Annotated in this window: 12 protein-coding genes and 1 pseudogene; 7 read left to right on the forward strand and 6 right to left on the reverse strand. The window is 74.0% G+C overall.

All coding sequences use genetic code 11. From position 1 onward, the window contains the following. Positions 1-3 precede the first annotated feature (3 nt). The gene (locus ABT084_RS10480) at positions 4-549 is read right to left on the reverse strand and encodes a hypothetical protein (protein ID WP_351040599.1); all 546 of its coding nucleotides are present in this window, start codon (positions 547-549) and stop codon (positions 4-6) included. A 581-nt stretch (positions 550-1,130) separates the two neighbouring features. Beyond that, positions 1,131-2,468 (reverse strand): annotated as a pseudogene (locus tag ABT084_RS10490) (DUF6777 domain-containing protein); the annotation flags it as partial. A 147-nt stretch (positions 2,469-2,615) separates the two neighbouring features. Here ABT084_RS10490 and ABT084_RS10495 point away from each other — a divergent pair. Next, complete coding sequence (locus ABT084_RS10495; protein ID WP_351040602.1) at positions 2,616-3,887, forward strand: streptophobe family protein; 1,272 nt, start codon at positions 2,616-2,618, stop codon at positions 3,885-3,887. 39 nt (positions 3,888-3,926) lie between these two features. Here the strand turns inward: ABT084_RS10495 and ABT084_RS10500 are convergent, their stop codons facing one another. From ABT084_RS10500 to ABT084_RS10510, 3 genes are read right to left on the reverse strand one after another with little or no spacing between them, the layout of a single operon-like run. Then, positions 3,927-4,961 carry a serine/threonine-protein kinase gene (locus ABT084_RS10500; RefSeq protein ID WP_502968889.1) on the reverse strand — a complete coding sequence of 345 codons (1,035 nt, stop codon included), beginning with the start codon at positions 4,959-4,961 and terminating at the stop codon, positions 3,927-3,929. Continuing rightward, positions 4,958-5,605 (reverse strand): SH3 domain-containing protein, encoded by a 648-nt coding sequence (locus ABT084_RS10505; RefSeq protein WP_351040608.1) that lies wholly within the window; start codon positions 5,603-5,605, stop codon positions 4,958-4,960. Before ABT084_RS10505 ends, ABT084_RS10500 begins: the two co-directional genes overlap by 4 nt. 14 nt (positions 5,606-5,619) lie before the next feature. Then, positions 5,620-8,055: an ABC transporter ATP-binding protein/permease gene (locus ABT084_RS10510; RefSeq protein WP_351040611.1), complete on the reverse strand. Its 2,436-nt coding sequence runs from the start codon at positions 8,053-8,055 to the stop codon at positions 5,620-5,622. A 182-nt stretch (positions 8,056-8,237) separates the two neighbouring features. On the opposite strand from ABT084_RS10510, the gene ABT084_RS10515 reads away from it, so the two are divergent. The 5 genes from ABT084_RS10515 (at position 8,238) to ABT084_RS10535 (ending at position 13,586) form a co-directional block, all read left to right on the forward strand. After that, a complete protein-coding gene (locus ABT084_RS10515) occupies positions 8,238-9,299 on the forward strand; it encodes a cation diffusion facilitator family transporter (RefSeq protein WP_351040613.1) in 1,062 nt (353 codons plus the stop codon). A 65-nt stretch (positions 9,300-9,364) separates the two neighbouring features. Beyond that, a complete protein-coding gene (locus ABT084_RS10520) occupies positions 9,365-9,853 on the forward strand; it encodes an NUDIX hydrolase (protein ID WP_351040616.1) in 489 nt (162 codons plus the stop codon). A 48-nt stretch (positions 9,854-9,901) separates the two neighbouring features. Continuing rightward, positions 9,902-11,155, forward strand: coding sequence for a Tm-1-like ATP-binding domain-containing protein (locus ABT084_RS10525; RefSeq protein WP_351040619.1), 1,254 nt, complete (start codon positions 9,902-9,904; stop codon positions 11,153-11,155). Between the two features lie 176 nt (positions 11,156-11,331). After that, entirely contained in the window at positions 11,332-12,936 is a 1,605-nt protein-coding gene (locus tag ABT084_RS10530) for a serine/threonine-protein kinase (RefSeq protein WP_351040622.1), read from the forward strand. After that, positions 12,933-13,586: a hypothetical protein gene (locus ABT084_RS10535; RefSeq protein ID WP_351040624.1), complete on the forward strand. Its 654-nt coding sequence runs from the start codon at positions 12,933-12,935 to the stop codon at positions 13,584-13,586. Before ABT084_RS10530 ends, ABT084_RS10535 begins: the two co-directional genes overlap by 4 nt. Positions 13,587-13,874: 288 nt before the next feature. Here ABT084_RS10535 and ABT084_RS10540 read toward each other — a convergent pair whose 3' ends face one another. Then, the gene (locus tag ABT084_RS10540; protein ID WP_351040627.1) at positions 13,875-15,164 is read right to left on the reverse strand and encodes an ATP-binding protein; all 1,290 of its coding nucleotides are present in this window, start codon (positions 15,162-15,164) and stop codon (positions 13,875-13,877) included. A gap of 184 nt (positions 15,165-15,348) precedes the next feature. Here ABT084_RS10540 and ABT084_RS10545 point away from each other — a divergent pair, with 184 nt between their 5' ends. Beyond that, positions 15,349-16,866, forward strand: coding sequence for a glycosyltransferase family 39 protein (locus ABT084_RS10545; protein WP_351040630.1), 1,518 nt, complete (start codon positions 15,349-15,351; stop codon positions 16,864-16,866). The last annotated feature ends 41 nt before the right edge of the window (positions 16,867-16,907 follow it).

A 16,907-nucleotide genomic window follows, 5' to 3' on the forward strand; every position in this document is an offset into this window, starting at 1 on the left:
GGCCTAACGGCAACGGCGGGCGCGATAAGCCCAGATGAGAGCGGTCAGGAGAGGACCCCACAGGACGAACAGCCCGCTCACCGTCTCGGCCAGCAGCCTCCACCAGCCGTTCGCGGCGCGGGGTGCGTGTGCTCCCGCGATCCCGAAGAAGGTCACCACCCAGTCCACCAGCAGGCAGTTCGCGCCCAGGGCCACGAGCGAGGCGGGCACCAGCACGTCGAAGGGGCGCAGTCGCCGGCCACCGAGGAACGGGACCCAGCCGGGCAGCACCTCACCCCAGCCGCGGACCAGCCCGAAACACAGGAACGCGGCCAGCTCGGACAGGCAGCTCAGCCCGAAGACGTACGGAATGCCGATCCAGAGCGGCGGCATCGGGGGCGCGTCGATGTCCCAGCCCATGGTGTACCCGAAGGCGAAGGGCAGCCGCCACAGGCACACGGGAAGCATCAGGAGGGGTATGGCGTGGGCGACGCGCTCGGCCCAGAGCGGCACGGGGCGTTCCGTGGGACGGCTGTGGCGAGTGGCGCGGATGCGGCGCGGAGTGGTCACGACCACAGCCTCGTGGGGCCGGGGCCGCGGAACGTCGCCCCCAAGACGGGACCGGCCTCCCCCGGGCGGGGGAGGCCGGTCTCACACTCCTCTTGGCTTGCTCGGCGGGTCGGCTACCCGGTGCTTCCACCGGTGTCGCCGCCGCCCGGCGTCGGGAGGTCCCCAGCCGGTGCGGACGGTTGCGGCCGTTCCGGCGGGGCGGAAGGTTCGGGCACCAGGGAGGGTGCCTCAGGCGCAGCGGAGGTCACCGTCACGGTCGGCTTCACCGTGACGGTCGGCTTCTCCGTGACCGTCGGCTTCACCGTCACGGTCGGCTTCACTGTCACCGTCGGCTGCACGGTGACCGTGGCACTGGGGGACGGCGCGCGGCTGGGAGACACCAGCGCCGAGGGACTCCGCTTCTCGGACGGTGAGACCGATGCCGACGGGGACGGGGACTGTGACGGAGACGGAGACTTGGCCTTGGACGAAGACGGGGACGCGGACGGAGACGGGGACTTGGCCTTGGACGAAGACGGGGACGGGGACGGGGACGCGGACTTGGAGTCGGACGGTGACACCAACGGCGACACCGAGTTCGACGGTGACTGTGACTGTGACGGCGAGCCCGACGGTGACGACGACCCGGAGCCGGACGGCGAAACCAGCGGGGACAGTGAGGGCGACGTCGACGGGGACACCGACGGGGACCCGGAGGGAGACGTCGACGGCGACGTCGAAGGAGACGTCGAAGGAGACGTCGACGGCGACCGGGAGCCCGACGGCGAGGTCGACGGAGACCCCGACGGCGACGTGGACGGCGGCACCGAGTGCGAGTGCGACGGGGACACCGGCGGCGTCGGGAACACCGGCGTCGGGAACACCGGCTTCGGGAACACCGGCGGCGGCACGGGCTTGTCGTGCCTGGGCTTGTCACCGGGGTGCCGCTCGTACCAGTGCCGGTTCTGGTGGTCGTAGATCACGAACTTGTTGACGATCGTCACCGACGGCGCGATGACGACGACGTTCGCCGGGTGGTACGCGGGCCACGGCTCGCCGTACCGCTTCGGGTCCGCCTTCAGCGCCACCGGCGCCCCGAGCGGGTTCCCGCAGGCGCAGCGCACCCGCGGCACGCCGCGGTCGTCCACGAGGACGGCCGTCCCCGCCTGGAGGACCGCCTGGTAGCTGGTCGCGCTGCCGTTCCGGTAGCCGTGGTTGGTGACCCGGGTGTCCACGCGCAGCTGCACGGGCGTGAGCGAGCGCAGATAGCCGGGAACGGCCGCGGGCTGGAGGCCGAGGGACGAGGCGAAGGCGCCGTTCTTGGCCGGGTCGGCCGAGAGCACCTTGATCTGCTTCTCCACGTCGCAGCTGGCGGTGTCCTTGGTGCCGCCGTACAGCCCGGGGGCGGCGCCGCTGACGGCCCGGGTCGCCGTGGTCCCCTTCGGGGGAGGCGTCGGCCCGGTCGTGGGGCCCGTCGGGACGGCCGTCCGCGTATCCGTCCGTGTGTCCGTCGGGGCCACCGTCTGCGGCTGCTCGGACGGGACCTCCTCGACCGCGGGCTCCGCCGCCGTCGACTCGGTGAACGGGTCGGGCCCGGCCGCCGAGGTGGTCTGCAGGAAGACCTCGCCGCCGTTGCCCGTGGTGCCGGTCGGCCGGGTGAGGACGACCGTCAGCGCGACGGCGGCCGCCAGCGCGACGAGCGCGGTCGCGACCCGCGGCACGGACCGCCACCAGGGCTTCTGGGGCGGAGGTGGCGGTGGCGGAGGTGGAGTCAGGGACGGAGGTGGTGGTGGAGGCAGCGACGGGGGCCCGGACGGCGGCCCCTGCTGCCCACCCGAGAGGGGACCGGAGGGAGGACCTGAGGGCGTCCCGGAGGGGGGCCCCGACGGGGGTCCGGTGGGGCGCTCGGACGGCGACTGGCCGGAAGGTAGCGTGGTCACGGGCTCTTCTTCCCAGACGGAGGAGTTCCGGTACCCATGTGGATGTTCCGCATTTCCGCGGAAATCTCCGGATTTCGTGTACTCCTGCCGACCATTGTGTGCGCCGTTCAGGTGGTGCCCGCAAGCCGGGAGTGCCTACCGTTGCGTGTGAGCCGTTCATCTCGGGGCTCCGAGCGGGTGTGGCTGGACGCGCTGGTCGCCGTCCTGGCCGGGTTCGTCGTGATGACCGTGGTCGCGGCGGCCGGGCTGGTCTGCGCGGGCGCCGACGACCTGCCCGGCGGGGCCTTCCCGCACGTGGTGGCCGCCGTGGTCGTGATGGCGGCGGGCGGGTCGGTGGACGTGACGGGCGGGGCCGGTTTCCTCGCGGGAGCCAACGCCGGACTCTCCGTCATGCCGCTGTCCGTCAGCCTGGCCGGAGCGCTGACCGCGGCCTTCTGCTTCCTGCGCCCACTGCGCCATCATGCGGTGGCCAGGCCCCGCGAACTCCTCCTCCGCGCCGCCCCCTTGGTCTTCCTCTGGCTGCTGGCGCTCACCGCGTTCGCCCTCTACGCCCGGCACACCTTCGGCATCTCCACCGGGGATTCACCCGTCGGGGACCTCGCCGAACTCCTGGACTCCTCGCCGACGGTGGGCTTCGAGACCGCCCTGCCCGCCACCCTGTCCTTCGGACTCCTGTGGATCCTGGGCCTGTTGCTCGTCTCGTTGCTCGTGTCGCGGCGCGCGCCCCTGCCGGCCCGGCTGGTGCGCTTCCACGAGGCGGTGCGCCCGGCCGCGTTCGCGGTCGTCGCGCTGCTCCTCTCGTACGCCGCGCTCGGCGTCGTCGTCGGCCTGGTGGTCGCCGCGACGCGGGGCCACGCGCAGGAGACCCTGGCCGTGATCCTCCTCGGGCTGCCGAACCTCGCCTGGCTCGCGCTCACCCTGGGCCTCGGCGGGGCCTGGCAGGGGCGGGTGGAAGGTCCCTTCGGGCTGCCGATGCCCCGGATCCTCGACGATGTGCTCCGCACCCCCGACCTGTCCACCGTGGACGTCGGCTCGCTGGCCCGGCAGGACTCCCGGGCCTGGTGGCTGGTGGCGGTGGCCGCCCTGCTGCTGCTCGGCGCGGGCTTCCTGATGGCCGTACGCTCCCCCGCGCGGGTGCGCCCCTGGCAGCACGCCCTGCACCTGGGCGTCGCCCTGGCCCTGGCCACCCTCGTGGTGTGCCTGCTGGCCGGGGTCGAGGCCCGGTTCGGCCTGTCCCTGCTCGGCATCGGTGACGTGGACGGCCTGGGCGGGAAGGTGCGACTGCTCCCGCAGCTGTGGCGTACGGTCCCCCTCGCCCTGCTGTGGGGCGCGGTCGCCGGGTTCCTCGGCGCCCTCCTGGCCACCCCGGTCCACCGGCGCGGCCGGGTCGACGAGGGTCCGCCGTCACCGGGCGCGTAACGACGTGTTGCGCGTCCCGGACTCGAGTCCGGGACGGCTTCACCCCACCCGCCACCGCCGGAAGACCGGCAGGGCCCAACTGGGCGGCGGCGGAGGCGGTGTGTCGGGGGAAGGCGGCTCGGGAGGGGGCCGCGGCGCGAGGGGCCGGCCGCCCCGGCCGGTGCCCGCGTCCCGCAGGGCGGAGGTGAAGGCCAGGCAGCTCGGCCAGCGGTCCTCGGGCGACTTCGCCAGGGCCCGCGCGAGTACGTCGTCCACGGCGGGCGGGAGCTGCGGGCGCACGGAGGACGGCGGGGGCGGGGGATCGTACTGGTGGGCCCAGAGCAGGGCCATGTCGTCGTCGCGCAGGAAGGGCGGGCCACCCGCCAGCATCTCGTAGACCACGCACCCGAGGCTGTAGACGTCGCAGCGGCCGTCCACCGGCTTGCCGGAGATCTGCTCGGGGGCGACGTAGTCGAGGGTGCCGACGAACTGGCCGACGCTGGTGAATCCCGTCAGGGAGAGGGACTTCTTCGTCAGGCCGAAGTCCGTGAGGTAGACGTGCTCGGGGTGCTCGCTGTCCGTGCCCGCCGCGACCAGGATGTTGCCGGGTTTCACGTCGCGGTGGACCAGGTCGTGTTCGTGGGCGGCGTCCAGCGCCGAGGCGACCTGGCCCGCGATGCGCGCGACGGTCCCCACGGGGAGCGGACCGGTGCGGTCCAGGAGGGCCCGCAGGTCCTGCCCGGCGACGTAGCGCATGGCGATGTACAGCAGACCCTCGGTCTCGCCCGCTTCGAAGACGGGCACGATGTGCGGGTGGTCGATGGCGGCCGCGACCTTCGACTCGTGGGCGAAGCGGAGGCGGAAGGTGTCGTTGCGGGCGAGTTCGGGCGCGAGCAGCTTGAGCGCGACCGTACGGTCCAGGCGCAGGTCGTGGGCGCGGTAGACCACCGCCATGCCACCGCGGCCGATCTCGCTCTCGACCTCGTAGCCCGCGATCCGTCTGCCCCTCAGGTCGCTGGGGCGCCCCCTCACCGGCACTGCGGGAGGTGCGGGGTCCGGGTCGGAGCCTGGCCCCGGTGCGCCACCAGCGCTCATCGCGCCTCCGGGTCGGGGAGGTCCACGAGCCGGGTCGGCGCGTGGGACGCGGCCCCGCCGTCCGGCGCCGCGGGCTCCGCCGCCGGCGCACCGGGCGCGTGCTCCCCGGCCGGCGGATCCGTGGCCGCGTGCGCGCCCGGGCCCGCGGAGACGGCGAAGGTCGCCATCCGGGTCCCGTCGCCGTACATCCAGCGTCCGGCGGCCGCGTCGTACACCCAGACGGCCTCGCCGTCGACGACCACCCCGGCGCGCAGACCCCGGGTGGCGCGCCGGAACGCCTCGGTGTCCGTGCGCCCGGCGGCGAGGTCGTCCACGGCCTGCCGGTAGCGCTCCAGGTCCTCGTCCGAGCGGCGCAGCAGCGGCCGCGGGTCCTCCGCGCGGGTCAGCGGCTGCCCGGCGGTGGGCGGCGCCTGCGGGACGGCCACCAGGAGCCGCCCGTCCACCCAGGCGGACCAGCCGTTGGCGCAGAGGACCTCGCCCCACTCGCCGCGCCGGGACAGCAGCCGTACGGGGAGGAACGGGTCCAGCGGCGTGGCGACCAGCGAGACGTCCGGAGCCTCCCAGCCGGGCAGCCCCTCCGGCGGGACGACGTGCGTGGGCCGGAAATCCGCGACCCCGTCCGGGGTTCCCGTCGGCATCGCCATCGGACGACCTCCCCCTACTTCCGCATGATCGCGGGCTCGTGTCGGCGCAGCAGCCGGGAGACCAGCACCCCGAACAGCACGGACAGGGCGACCAGCATCCCGAGGTTGAACAGCCAGGTCCCGGGGGAATGGGCGAAGAGCGGGTCCGCGGTGAGCTTGCCGGGCACGAGCGCGCCGAGGTCGATGGTGCCCGCCATGGCTCCGAGCGCCCAGCGCGCGGGCACGAACCAGGCCAGCTGCTCGATCACCGGTACTCCGTCGAGGTGCAGGAGCGCGCCGCAGAAGACCACTTGGGCGATCGCGAGGAGGACCAGCAGCGGCATGGTGACCTCCTCCTTCTTGACCAGGGCGGAGACCAGCAGGCCGAGCATCATCGCGGTGAAGGCCAACAGGGCCACGGCGATGGTGATTTCGATCAGGGGTGGCAGGAACACGCCCTTGCCATCCGGTGCGTGGTGCTTCACGCCGAAGAGCCCGACGAGGGTGAGGACCACGGCCTGGGCGATGGTGATGGCGCCCAGGACGGTCACCTTGGACATCAGATAGGCGGAACGGGAGAGGCCCACGGCGCGTTCGCGCTGGTAGATGACGCGTTCCTTGACGAGTTCGCGCACGGCGTTGGCGGCGCCGGTCAGCACGCCGCCCACGTTCAGGATGAGCAGGGCGCTGACGGCGCTCTCGGCGGTCAGTTCGCTGCCCGCCAGGGCCCGGGCCATCGCTCCCATGACGAAGGGCAGGGCGACCATGATGATGAGGAACGTGCGGTCGGCCGTCAGCGCGGCGGCGTAGCGCCGGACCAGGGTCCTGAACTGCGCTCCCCAGCTCTGCGGTGTGGGCGGCGGGACCCGCAGCCCCGCCGCGGAGGCGGAGGGAACGCCGTCGGTGCGGGCGCGGACGGGCGTGGCCGCGCTGGTGGCGAAGCGGCGCTGGTACGAGGAGGCTCGGTACTCCCCCGCCCAGTCGCGGCCCTGTTCGTTCTCGAAGGCCTCGAAGGCCTCGGGCCATTGGGCATATCCGAAGTAGCCGAGGGTCTCGTCGGGCGGCCCGTAGTACGCGATACGGCCACCGGGGGCGAGGACGAGCAGCCGGTCGCAGACGTCCAGGCTGAGCACGCTGTGGGTGACGACGATGACGGTGCGGCCGTCGTCGGCGAGGCCGCGCAGCATGTGCATCACGGAGCGGTCCATCCCCGGGTCGAGACCGGAGGTGGGCTCGTCGAGGAAGAGCAGGGAGGGCTTGGTGAGGAGTTCCAGGGCGACCGAGACGCGTTTGCGCTGGCCGCCGGAGAGGCTGTGGATCGGCTGGTCGGCGCGCTGGTCGAGGCCGAGTTCGCGGATCACCTCGGCGACCCGGGCCTCGCGTTCCCCCGCGGCGGTGTCCTGCGGGAAGCGGAGTTCGGCGGCGTAGCCGAGGGCGCGGCGGACGGTGAGCTGGGTGTGCAGGATGTCGTCCTGCGGGACCAGGCCGATGCGGCTGCGGAGTTCGGCGTAGTCGCGGTAGAGGTCCCGGCCGTCGTAGAGGACGGTGCCGTGATCGGCGGGGCGCAGGCCGGTGAGGGCGCCGAGCAGGGTGGACTTGCCCGCGCCGCTGGGGCCGACGACGGCGAGCAGGCACTTGGTGCCGACCGGGAAGGAGACGTGGTCCAGGAGGACCTTGCGGCCGCGGTCGACGGCGACGGTGAGGTCCTGGACGTCGAGGGAGACCTCGCCGGTGTCGACGTACTCCTGGAGGTGTCCAGCGACGAGGCAGAAGGAGCGGTGTCCGATGCCGATGATGTCGCCTTCGGTGAGGCGGGCGCGGTCGACGGGGTAGCCGTTGAGGTAGGTGCCGTTGTGGCTGCCGAGGTCGGTGATCTCGAAGCCGCCGTCCGCGAGCGAGCGCAGTTCGGCGTGGTGCCGCGAGACGACGAGGTCGTCGAGGACGAGGTCGTTCTCGGGCGCGCGGCCGATGGCCAGGGCGGTGCCGGGCGCACCGGCGGCCGGCGCCGGGAGCGGGCGTACCGAGGTGGGCTGCCGGAAGGTGCCGGTGAAGGCCGGGTTCATGACGGAGGACGGACGCGGGGTCCGGGCGGGGTGCGGGGGCGGGGGCGACACCGGCGGTGGTGCGTGGAAGGGCCGCGGGGCCGGGGCGGGCGGTGCGGCGAAGACGGCGCGCGGGCCGTCGGCGGAGCTGCCGAAACGCAGTTCGCTGCCGGGGCCGACCTCCCAGGCGTGGACGCGGTGGCCCTCGGCCCAGGTGCCGTTCGTACTGCCCTCGTCCTCGACCGTCCAGTGGTCGCCGTCGGGGCGGAGCACCGCGTGGTGCCAGGAGACGCGGGCGTCGTCGAGGCAGATCTCGCAGAGGGGGTCCCGGCCGACGTGGTAGGTCCGGCCGGGCGTCATCACGGTGGAACCCCCGTCCGTCTCCAGGAGCAGTTCGGGGGCGGTCGGCACACCGTGGCGCTGGACCATGAGGCGATTTTCCCACGGCACGGCCCTTCGGGCCCGTTCTCCGGCGTCCGCGCATCGCCGCAGGTCAGAGCGGGCTTATAGGGAATGACAACGGTCCCCGTTGCAGCCTTTGCCGATCCTCGCCGGGTGCGCTTCACTTCACGCGTCGGATCCGAACAGACCGAACAGACGGGGGACCAGCGATGAGTGCGCACGACCACGCTCACGACCACGGGCCGGACGCCGCGGCGGACGGGGCCGACGGGCACGAGGCCCACGACGCCCACGGCGGCCACGGCGGGCACTCGCACGGGGTCGTGGAGAACGCCGACCGCCGCTGGCTGGCGATCGCGCTCGGCCTGATCGGCGCGTTCATGGCGGTCGAGGTCGTCATCGGCGTCGTGGCCCGCTCGCTGGCTCTGATCTCCGACGCCGCCCACATGCTGACCGACGCCGTGTCGATCGTCCTGGCGCTGATAGCCATGCGGCTGGCCGCGCGGCCCGCGCGCGGCGGGTTCACGTACGGGCTCAAGCGCGCGGAGATCCTTTCGGCCCAGGCCAACGGGCTCACCCTGCTGCTGCTGGCGCTCTGGCTGGCGTACGAGGCGGTGCGGCGGCTGATCGATCCGCCCGCGGTGCAGGGCGGCCTGGTCCTGGTGACCGCGCTGGCGGGCATCGTCGTCAATGTCGTCTGCGCGTGGTGCATCTCCAAGGCGAACCGGTCCTCGCTGGCGGTCGAGGGCGCCTACCAGCACATCCTCAACGACCTGTTCGCCTTCATCGGGACCGCCGTGGCCGGCCTGATCGTGCTCACCACGGGCTTCGTCCAGGCGGACGCGATCGCCACGCTGATCGTCGTGGTGCTGATGGTCAAGGCGGGGTACGGGCTGGTCCGCGAGTCCGGCCGGATCTTCCTGGAGGCCGCTCCCGCGCACATGGACCCGGACGCGGTCGGCGACCGGCTGGTCGCGCACGGCCCGGTGACCGAGGTGCACGACCTGCACATCTGGATCATCACCTCGGGGCAGGCCGCGCTCTCGGCGCACGTCCTGGTGGAACCCGCGGGTGACTGCCACGCCGTACGCCGTGACCTGGAGGCGATGCTGCGATCGCAGTACGGGATCACCCACACCACCCTCCAGGTGGACCACGTGCAGGACACCCTGCTGTCGGTCGGCCGGGCGGGCGAACAGCCGGGGCCCGCGGACGCGCACTGCGCGGACGCCCACGGCCCGGTGCACCGCGAGGGCCCGCACGGGCACTGACCCGGGCACCGACCGGACCGCTGACCGAGGCACTGACCGGGCCCGCGCGGGGCATACATGGGTCCATGACGCAGAAGCGCAGCGCGGGCCTCTTCCTCTTCCGCCGGACCTCCGCGGACGGCGGTGACGACGACGCCGGCATCGAGGTGCTGCTCGGGCACATGGGCGGCCCGTTCTGGGAGCGGCGCGACGCCGGGGCCTGGGCGATCCCCAAGGGCGAGTACCTGGAGGACGAGACGCCCCGGGACGCGGCCCGCCGGGAGTTCACGGAGGAGATCGGGCTGCCGCCGCCCGAGGGCGCGTACCTCCCGCTGGGCGAGGTCCGTCAGGCCAACGGGAAGCTCGTGACGATCTGGGCCGTCGAGGCGGACCTCGACCCCGCGTTGATGCGGCCCGGCACCTTCACGATGGAGTGGCCGCCGGGGTCGGGGCGGGTGGAGGAGTTCCCAGAGCTGGACCGGGTGGCCTGGTTCGCTCCCGCACCGGCCCGGAGGAGCATGGTGGTGTCCCAAGTCCCTTTCCTGGAACGGCTATTGATGCTATTGAACGATTGACTCGACCTTGACTTGCCACCGGGCCCGAGTGCGTGGACATTACACTTCATGACGAGCGTCGTGCTGGTGGGAACCCTGGACACCAAGGGTGTCGAGTACGGCTGGTTGCGCGAGCGGCTGTCGCGCGCCGGCGTCGAGGTGGTCCTGGTCGACACAGGAATCATGGGCGATCCCCGCGTGCCCGCCCAAGTACCGCGAGAAGCGGTGGCCCGGGCAGCGGGGACGGAACTGACGGAACTGCGCGCGGCCGCCGACCGGGGCGCGGCCGTGACCACGATGGCCCGGGGGGCCGAGGTGACCCTCTTACGCCTGCACGCCGAAGGACGGCTCGACGGCGTGCTGGCGATAGGCGGCAGCGGGGGCACCTCCATCGCCACCCGGGCGATGCGGGCCCTGCCCCTCGGGGTGCCGAAACTGATGGTGTCCTCGATGGCGTCCGGTGACGTGGCACCGTACGTCGGATCGTCGGACATCACGATGATGTACAGCGTGGTGGACATCGCGGGGATCAACAGCGTCTCCGCACCCGTCCTGGCCAACGCCGTCGAAGCCATCGCGGGCATGGCCAAGGCCTTCGCGCGGGCCTCCCGCGAGTCGCGCCCCGCCCGGCTCGGGGCGGGCGGGCGGCCGCTGATCGCGGCGAGCATGGCCGGGGTGACCACGCCCGGCGTGGACGCGGCCCGCGAGCGGCTGACCGACCTCGGCTACGAGGTGCTCGTCTTCCACACCAGCGGCGCGGGCGGCCGGACGCTGGAGACCCTGGCCGGTCAGGGGCTCTTCGCGGGGGTGCTGGACCTCACCCTCAGCGAACTCGCGGACGACCTGTGCGGCGGCATCCTGACCGCCGGTCCCGACCGGCTCAGCGCCGCCGGGCGGGCCGGGATTCCGCAGGTGGTGAGCCTGGGCGCGCTGGACATGGTCAAGTTCGGCCCGCTGGAGAGCCTGCCGGAGCACGCCCGCTACCGGCGGGTCCGGGTGCACAATCCCTCGATCACGGTGATCCGTACGACCCAGGCGGAGTGCGCCGAACTGGGCCGCCGGGTCGCGGCGAAACTCCGGGCGGCGACCGGGCCCACCGCCGTGTGCCTGCCCCTGCGCGGCCTGTCCACCCTGGGCGCTCCGGGGGGTCCGTACCACGATCCGGGCGCGGACCGGGCGCTGTTCGCGGCGCTGCGCGAGGGGCTGCGGGGCAGCGCCGCCCGGCTCTACGACTACGACACGCACATCAACGATCCGGCGTTCGGCCGCGCGGCTGCCGAACGGCTGCACGACATGATCGGGGTGCGGCAGGCCGCGGCCTGAACCTCCGCCGTGCGCACCGGGCGCGGGCGCACCACCGGCCGGAAACCACTGTATGAGACAGCTGTACGGCCGGGAACCGGCCACGGCACAATCCGTGTCCCAGGAGATGGCCCGGCACCGTCCGGGCCATCGAACGACATCACAGGACACGGCGACGCCATGGCAGGGGGCGAACGATGAACACGTGGGCGGTCCCCGGTTACACGGAGAGCAGGGAACTCGGCGCGGGCGGCAGCGGCCGCGTGGTGCTCGCCGTGCACGACGCGACGGGCACGGCGGTCGCGGTCAAATACCTCGCCGACCGGCTGCGCCACGACCCGGCGTTCGTCCGGGAGTTCCGGGCGGAGGCCCGGCTGCTGGGCGGGCTCCATTCGCCGTACGTGGTGGGGCTGTACGAGTACGTGGAGGCCCCCGGCGGCGCCGCCATCGTCATGGAGCTGGTGGACGGGATCTCCCTGCGCGCGGTGCTCAAGCGCTCGGGCGCCACCGATCCCGAAGCGGCCCTGGTGGTGCTCAAGGGGTCCCTGCTGGGACTGGCCGAGGCGCACCGCGCCGGGGTCGTGCACCGGGACTACAAGCCGGAGAACGTCCTGGTCGCCCAGGACGGTTCGTCCAAACTCGTGGACTTCGGGATCGCGGCGGGGCGCGGCACGCAGCCCGGGGTGGCGGGCACGCCCGCCTACATGGCCCCGGAGCAGTGGCAGGGTGAGCCCGCCTCCCCCGCGGCCGACGTGTACGCGGCGACGGCGACCTTCTTCGAGTGCCTGACCGGGCGCAAGCCCTTCGCCGGGGAGAACTTCGCCGAGCTGGCCGTCCAGCACATCGAGGCGCCCGTCCCCGAGTCCGAGGCCCCCGAGCCGGTACGTCCCCTGATCCGCCGGGGTCTGGCCAAGCGGCCGGAGCAGCGCCCGGAGAACGCGGACGCCTTCGTCGTGGAGCTGGAGGGCGTGGCGCGCGCGGCCTACGGTCCCGAGTGGGAGGAGCGCGGGCAGCGCAAGCTGGCCGCGCTGGCCGCGCTGTTGCCGCTGCTGTTCCCCTCGGCGGGCGCCCCGGCCGCCGGGACCACGGCGCTGGCGACGACCGTGCTGCCGCCGCCTCCGCCGCCCGTGTCCTGGCGGCCGGGCCGGCGCGGCTGGATAGCGGCCGGGACCGCCCTGGTGCTGGGCGCCGTGCTGGTGTTCACGGCCGAGGCGATCGGGGCCTCCCCGGATTCCACTTCGGCGGTGAGCGCCTTCGCGACGACCAGCGCGGGCCCGCCCGGGTCCGCGGCGCCGTCGTCCGGCCCCTCCCCGTCGGGCTCCGCCTCGACCTCGCCGTCCCCTTCGGCGTCCGTGTCGCCCTCGGCTTCCGTCTCGCCGAGCACGAGCACGAGCCCGAGTCCGAGCCCGAGCGCGTCGGCGTCCCCCACACCGACCCCCACGCCCACGCCCACACCGACCAAGACCCCGGCCCCGAAGCCGACCGTGGTCGTCGGCTCCGTGTCGGTCTCCCTGCGCGCCGGGACGAGCGTGGGGCAGGCGACCGTGTCCCTCGACGCCAAGGGCGAGCCGGTGACCGTGGTGCTGGAGTGGTTCCTGGGCAACTACGCGGGCGACCTGCGGGTGGCGGACGGTTCGAACTCGCTCACCGCCCGGTCCGGCACGCTGCCCCCGCAGTCGCACACCTTCACCCGCGGCGCCGGCTGCTACCTGAGCGTGCGCGTCACCACCGTTCCGGCCGCGGGGAACACGTCCGACACCGCCACGCAGCTCATCCCGAGGTGCCAGGAGGTCCCGCGATGAGCGATCCCCGCAACCCCGCACCGGCCCCCGAGGGGGACGACTACAGCGCGACCGTGCTCGGCAGCCATTGGATCAGCGGGCCGCCCGAGCGCGCCGACGGCCTCGCGGCGACCCACCGGTTCGACGGTCCGCAGGCCGTGCCCGACCGGGTCGAGGGCTCCGTGCTGCGCTTCGGCCCCGGGGTGACGGCCGCGCTGGCCGCGCCCTTCCCCGTGACCACGGCGGCGCCCGTGGCCCCGGTTCGCCGCCGCCGGGGCGCGGGGCTGCGCCGCTACGCGCTCGCGCTGGTGGTGCTGGCGGCCGTGCTGGCGTACCTGGCCTGGCAGCGGTACGGGCCCGACCTGGTGGTGCGGGACGTGGCCGTGAGCACCGACGCGCAGGGGCCGGCCTGCGACTCGGCCGCCGACGTGGTGGCCGTCGTACGGACCGACGGGCGGCCGGGGACGATCACCTACCGGTGGCTGCGCAGTGACGGCAGCCCCTCGGAGCGGCTGACGGAGCGGGTGCCCCGCGGTCAGCGGGAGGCGCGGCTGCACCTGCTGTGGACCTTCCACGGCACGGGCAGCTTCCCGGCACGGGCCGAGGTGCGGATCGAGGAACCCGGGCGGCACACGGCGGCGGTGGAGTTCAGCTACCGCTGTCCCCGGTAGGCCTCTTCCGGATCGTGCCCGACCCCCGCCCCCTCCCCCGTTCGGCCCATCCGGGTGTGGCCGTCCGGCCGAAGCCCGTACCAGGGGGCGGCTGGTTGACTCGTCAGTGTTGACGGAGGCGCTCAGGACGCCTCACGGCACCCCTGCGCGTCACGTTCCAGCCGGCGAACACCCCAACCGGAACGTGGCCGTCCCGCACGGATGCCGAGTCCGCGCGGGGAGGCCCGCAGCCGCTTTGGGGAGTGGCTGCGGGCCGCTTCGCGCTCAGAGCCGCGGGCCGCTTCGCTCTCAGAACCGGGCGTGCGCCGTGATGTCCTCCTCGAACCGTCCGGTCAGCGCCGGGGTCACGGTCGGCCGGCACTGGGCCACGGCCGCCAGGTAGTCCTCCGTGCTCGCGCCCGGCCGGCCGGCGAGCGTGCCGCGGCCCTCCGTCCCCTCCAGGTCCCGCTCGAAGGACACCTGCGCCGCGATCCGCGCCGCATGCTCGATGTCGGCGGGCGTGAACAGCTCGCTCGCGGCCACCAGAGCCGATATGTCGACATCCGTGCGCCCCGCCGTGTAGCGGGCCCAGATCGCGGCGCGCGCCCCGGCGTCCGGCGTTCCGATGGGGATCAGGTAGTCGAAGCGGCCGGGCCGCAGGAAGGCCGGGTCCAGCGAGCGGATCGAGTTGGTCGCGCAGACCAGCAGCCGCTCCCCGCCCTCCCGGAAGCCGGGGATCAGCTTCAGCAGCTCGTTGGTGACGCCGTGGATCCCGCCGGGCTGCGCGGGTTCGGTGCGCACCGGCGCGATCTCCTCGACCTCGTCGATGAAGACCAGGACGCGCTCCAGCTCGGCGATGCGGGTGAAGGCGCCCCGCAGGGCCGTGGCCAGATTGCCCTCGTCGGCGAGCCGGGAGGGCAGGAGTTCCACGAAGGGCCAGCCGAGGCGGGAGGCGATCGCGCGGGCGAAGGTGGTCTTGCCGGTGCCGGGCGGCCCGAAGAGCGTGATGGCGCGCGGCGGCCGCACCCCGTGCTGGGCGGCCCGTTCCGGTTCGGCGAGCGGCAGCACCACGCGCCGCTCGATCAGGTCCTTCTCCGTCTCCATGCCCGCGACCGCGTCCCACAGGTCGGCGGGCAGGAAGCGGCCGCCGAGCTCGTCGAGGAGCCCGGCCGCCGGTCCGTGCAGCGGCTCGGTCTTCTCGAAGTAGGCGACGGCGGGCTGGCGCGTGTACCCGGCGTTGAGGAGTCCCTCCCCCAGCAGGTCCTCCTCGGGCAGGACGTAGGCGATCCGGCCCACCCGCGCCGCGATCAGCCGCCGCTCCAGCTCCACCAGCAGGGCGCTGGCCAGGCCGCGGCCCCGCCAGCCCGCGGAGATCGCGATCCGCATCACCCAGGCCCGCTCCCCCGCGACGCACGCCAGGGCCGCGCCGATCGGGACGCCCTGGTGGACGGCGACCACGGCGGGCTGGCGCCCGGTGAGGGCGCTGATGCACTCGGCGAGGGAGAAGACGGACTCCTGGCCCAGCTCGGCGGTGGTGTCGATCAGGTGGACGACCGCGGCGAGATCGCTCTCGCGGTAGTCGTGGATGAGCCAGTTCACCGGGTGCCGCCCCTCGTACGTGCTGCTTCTGCGTACCGCTCCTGCGTACTCCTTGCGGCGAGGCTAGGGGCGGGGCCGCGGGGGCTTCACGTACCGCGGTGCACAACAAGCGGTCGGGACCCCTCCGCCACGTCCATAGACTGGATGTTTGCTCCCCACGGCCGACCGAGGACCCAGCACTCTCATGACTTCCGTCGTATCCGGCATATCCCCTCCCCCGCGCACCTCCCCGGACGGGCGTCGTCACATCGGCTGGCTGATACCCGTCGTGTGGACCCTCGGGCTCGGCCTGTGGGGGCTCTCCCGGCAGGACAGCGTCTGGCGCGACGAGGCGGCGACCTGGCAGGTCGCCCGGCGCTCGACCGGTGAGATCTGGCACATGCTCGGCAACGTCGACGCCGTGCACGGGCTGTACTACCTGCTGATGCACGGCCTCTTCGAGGTCTTCGGGGCCGGGACGGCGACCCTGCGGCTGCCCTCGGTGCTGGCCGTGGCGGCCGCGGCGGGCTGTGTCGCGGCCCTCGCTCGGCGGCTGACCCCGGGGCGGGCCGGATTCTGGGCGGGGCTCGGCGCCGGGATGGCCCTCGGGCTGCTGCCCGCCGTGCAGTTCCAGCTCCAGGAGGGCCGCCCGTACGCCCTGGTCGCGGCCGGGGCGGGACTCTCGACCCTGCTGCTGGTGCGGCGGCTGGAGGACGCGCCGGGCGGCCGGCCCGGACGGCGCGGGTGGCCGGGCTGGTCGGCGTACGCGCTGGCCGTGCTGGTGTGCGCCCTGCTGAACTGGCTCTCGCTGCTGATCCTGCCCGCCCACGCGGCCACGCTGTGGTGGGTGCGGGCCCGGCGCGGGGTCCTCGGACGGTGGGCCCTGGCCTCGGGGGGAGCGGTGCTCGGGGCACTGCCGCTGATCCTGTTCAGCCGGACCCAGTCCGGTCAGGTCTCCTGGATACCGCCGCTGACCTGGTCCATGCTGACCGGCCCGGCGATCCTGCTGGCCCTCGGCGGCGCCTGCGCCCTGCTGGAGCGGCCGCGCGCGGGGCGGCCGTCGGTGACCGCCGTCGGGCTGCCGCTGCTCGTGGTGCCCTTCGTGGCGCTGGCCGGGCTGTCGCTGGTGCAGCCCCTGTTCCTCGACCGGTACGTGCTGTTCTCCATGCTGGGGCTGGCGCTGCTGATCGGCGCCGCCCTGGGCGCGGGCGTACGGGCCACCGCGCGCCGGTCACCGCGGGCGGCCACGCTGGTCGTGCCGGTGGCGATCACCGCGGCGCTGCTCGCGATGCTGCCCATGGAACTGGGCCGGCGCTCCCCCGCCAGCCGGGTGGACGACGTGCTCGCCGTGGCGGACCAGGTGGCCCGGCTGAAGGGCGCCGGGGACGCGGTGCTCTACGTACCGGCCGCGCGCCGGGACACGGCCCTCGTCTCGCCCGGGGACTTCGCGGGCCTGGCCGACATCGCCCTCGCCCGGTCCCCGGCGGCGTCCGGGACCCTCAAGGGCGTCGAGGACGAGGACCCGGCCCGGCTGCGGGCCGCTATGCTCGCGCAGCGGCGGATCCTGCTGGTCACGGACGCGGCGAAGGTCGCCAAGCCCTCGGGCGCGGAGCGGGACCGGGTGAAGGCCGCGGTGCTCCGGGAGCACTTCGTGGCGGTGGCCGACCGGCAGGTGCGGGGGCGCCGGGTGACCGTGTACGAGCGGACGCCGGACACCCGCTGACGGCTCCGCGGCGGCACCCGGACGCGAATTCACAGGGGATT

This window comes from Streptomyces sp. NPDC002138 (assembly GCF_040296485.1).
In the GTDB taxonomy this organism is placed as follows: Bacteria; Actinomycetota; Actinomycetes; order Streptomycetales; family Streptomycetaceae; genus Streptomyces.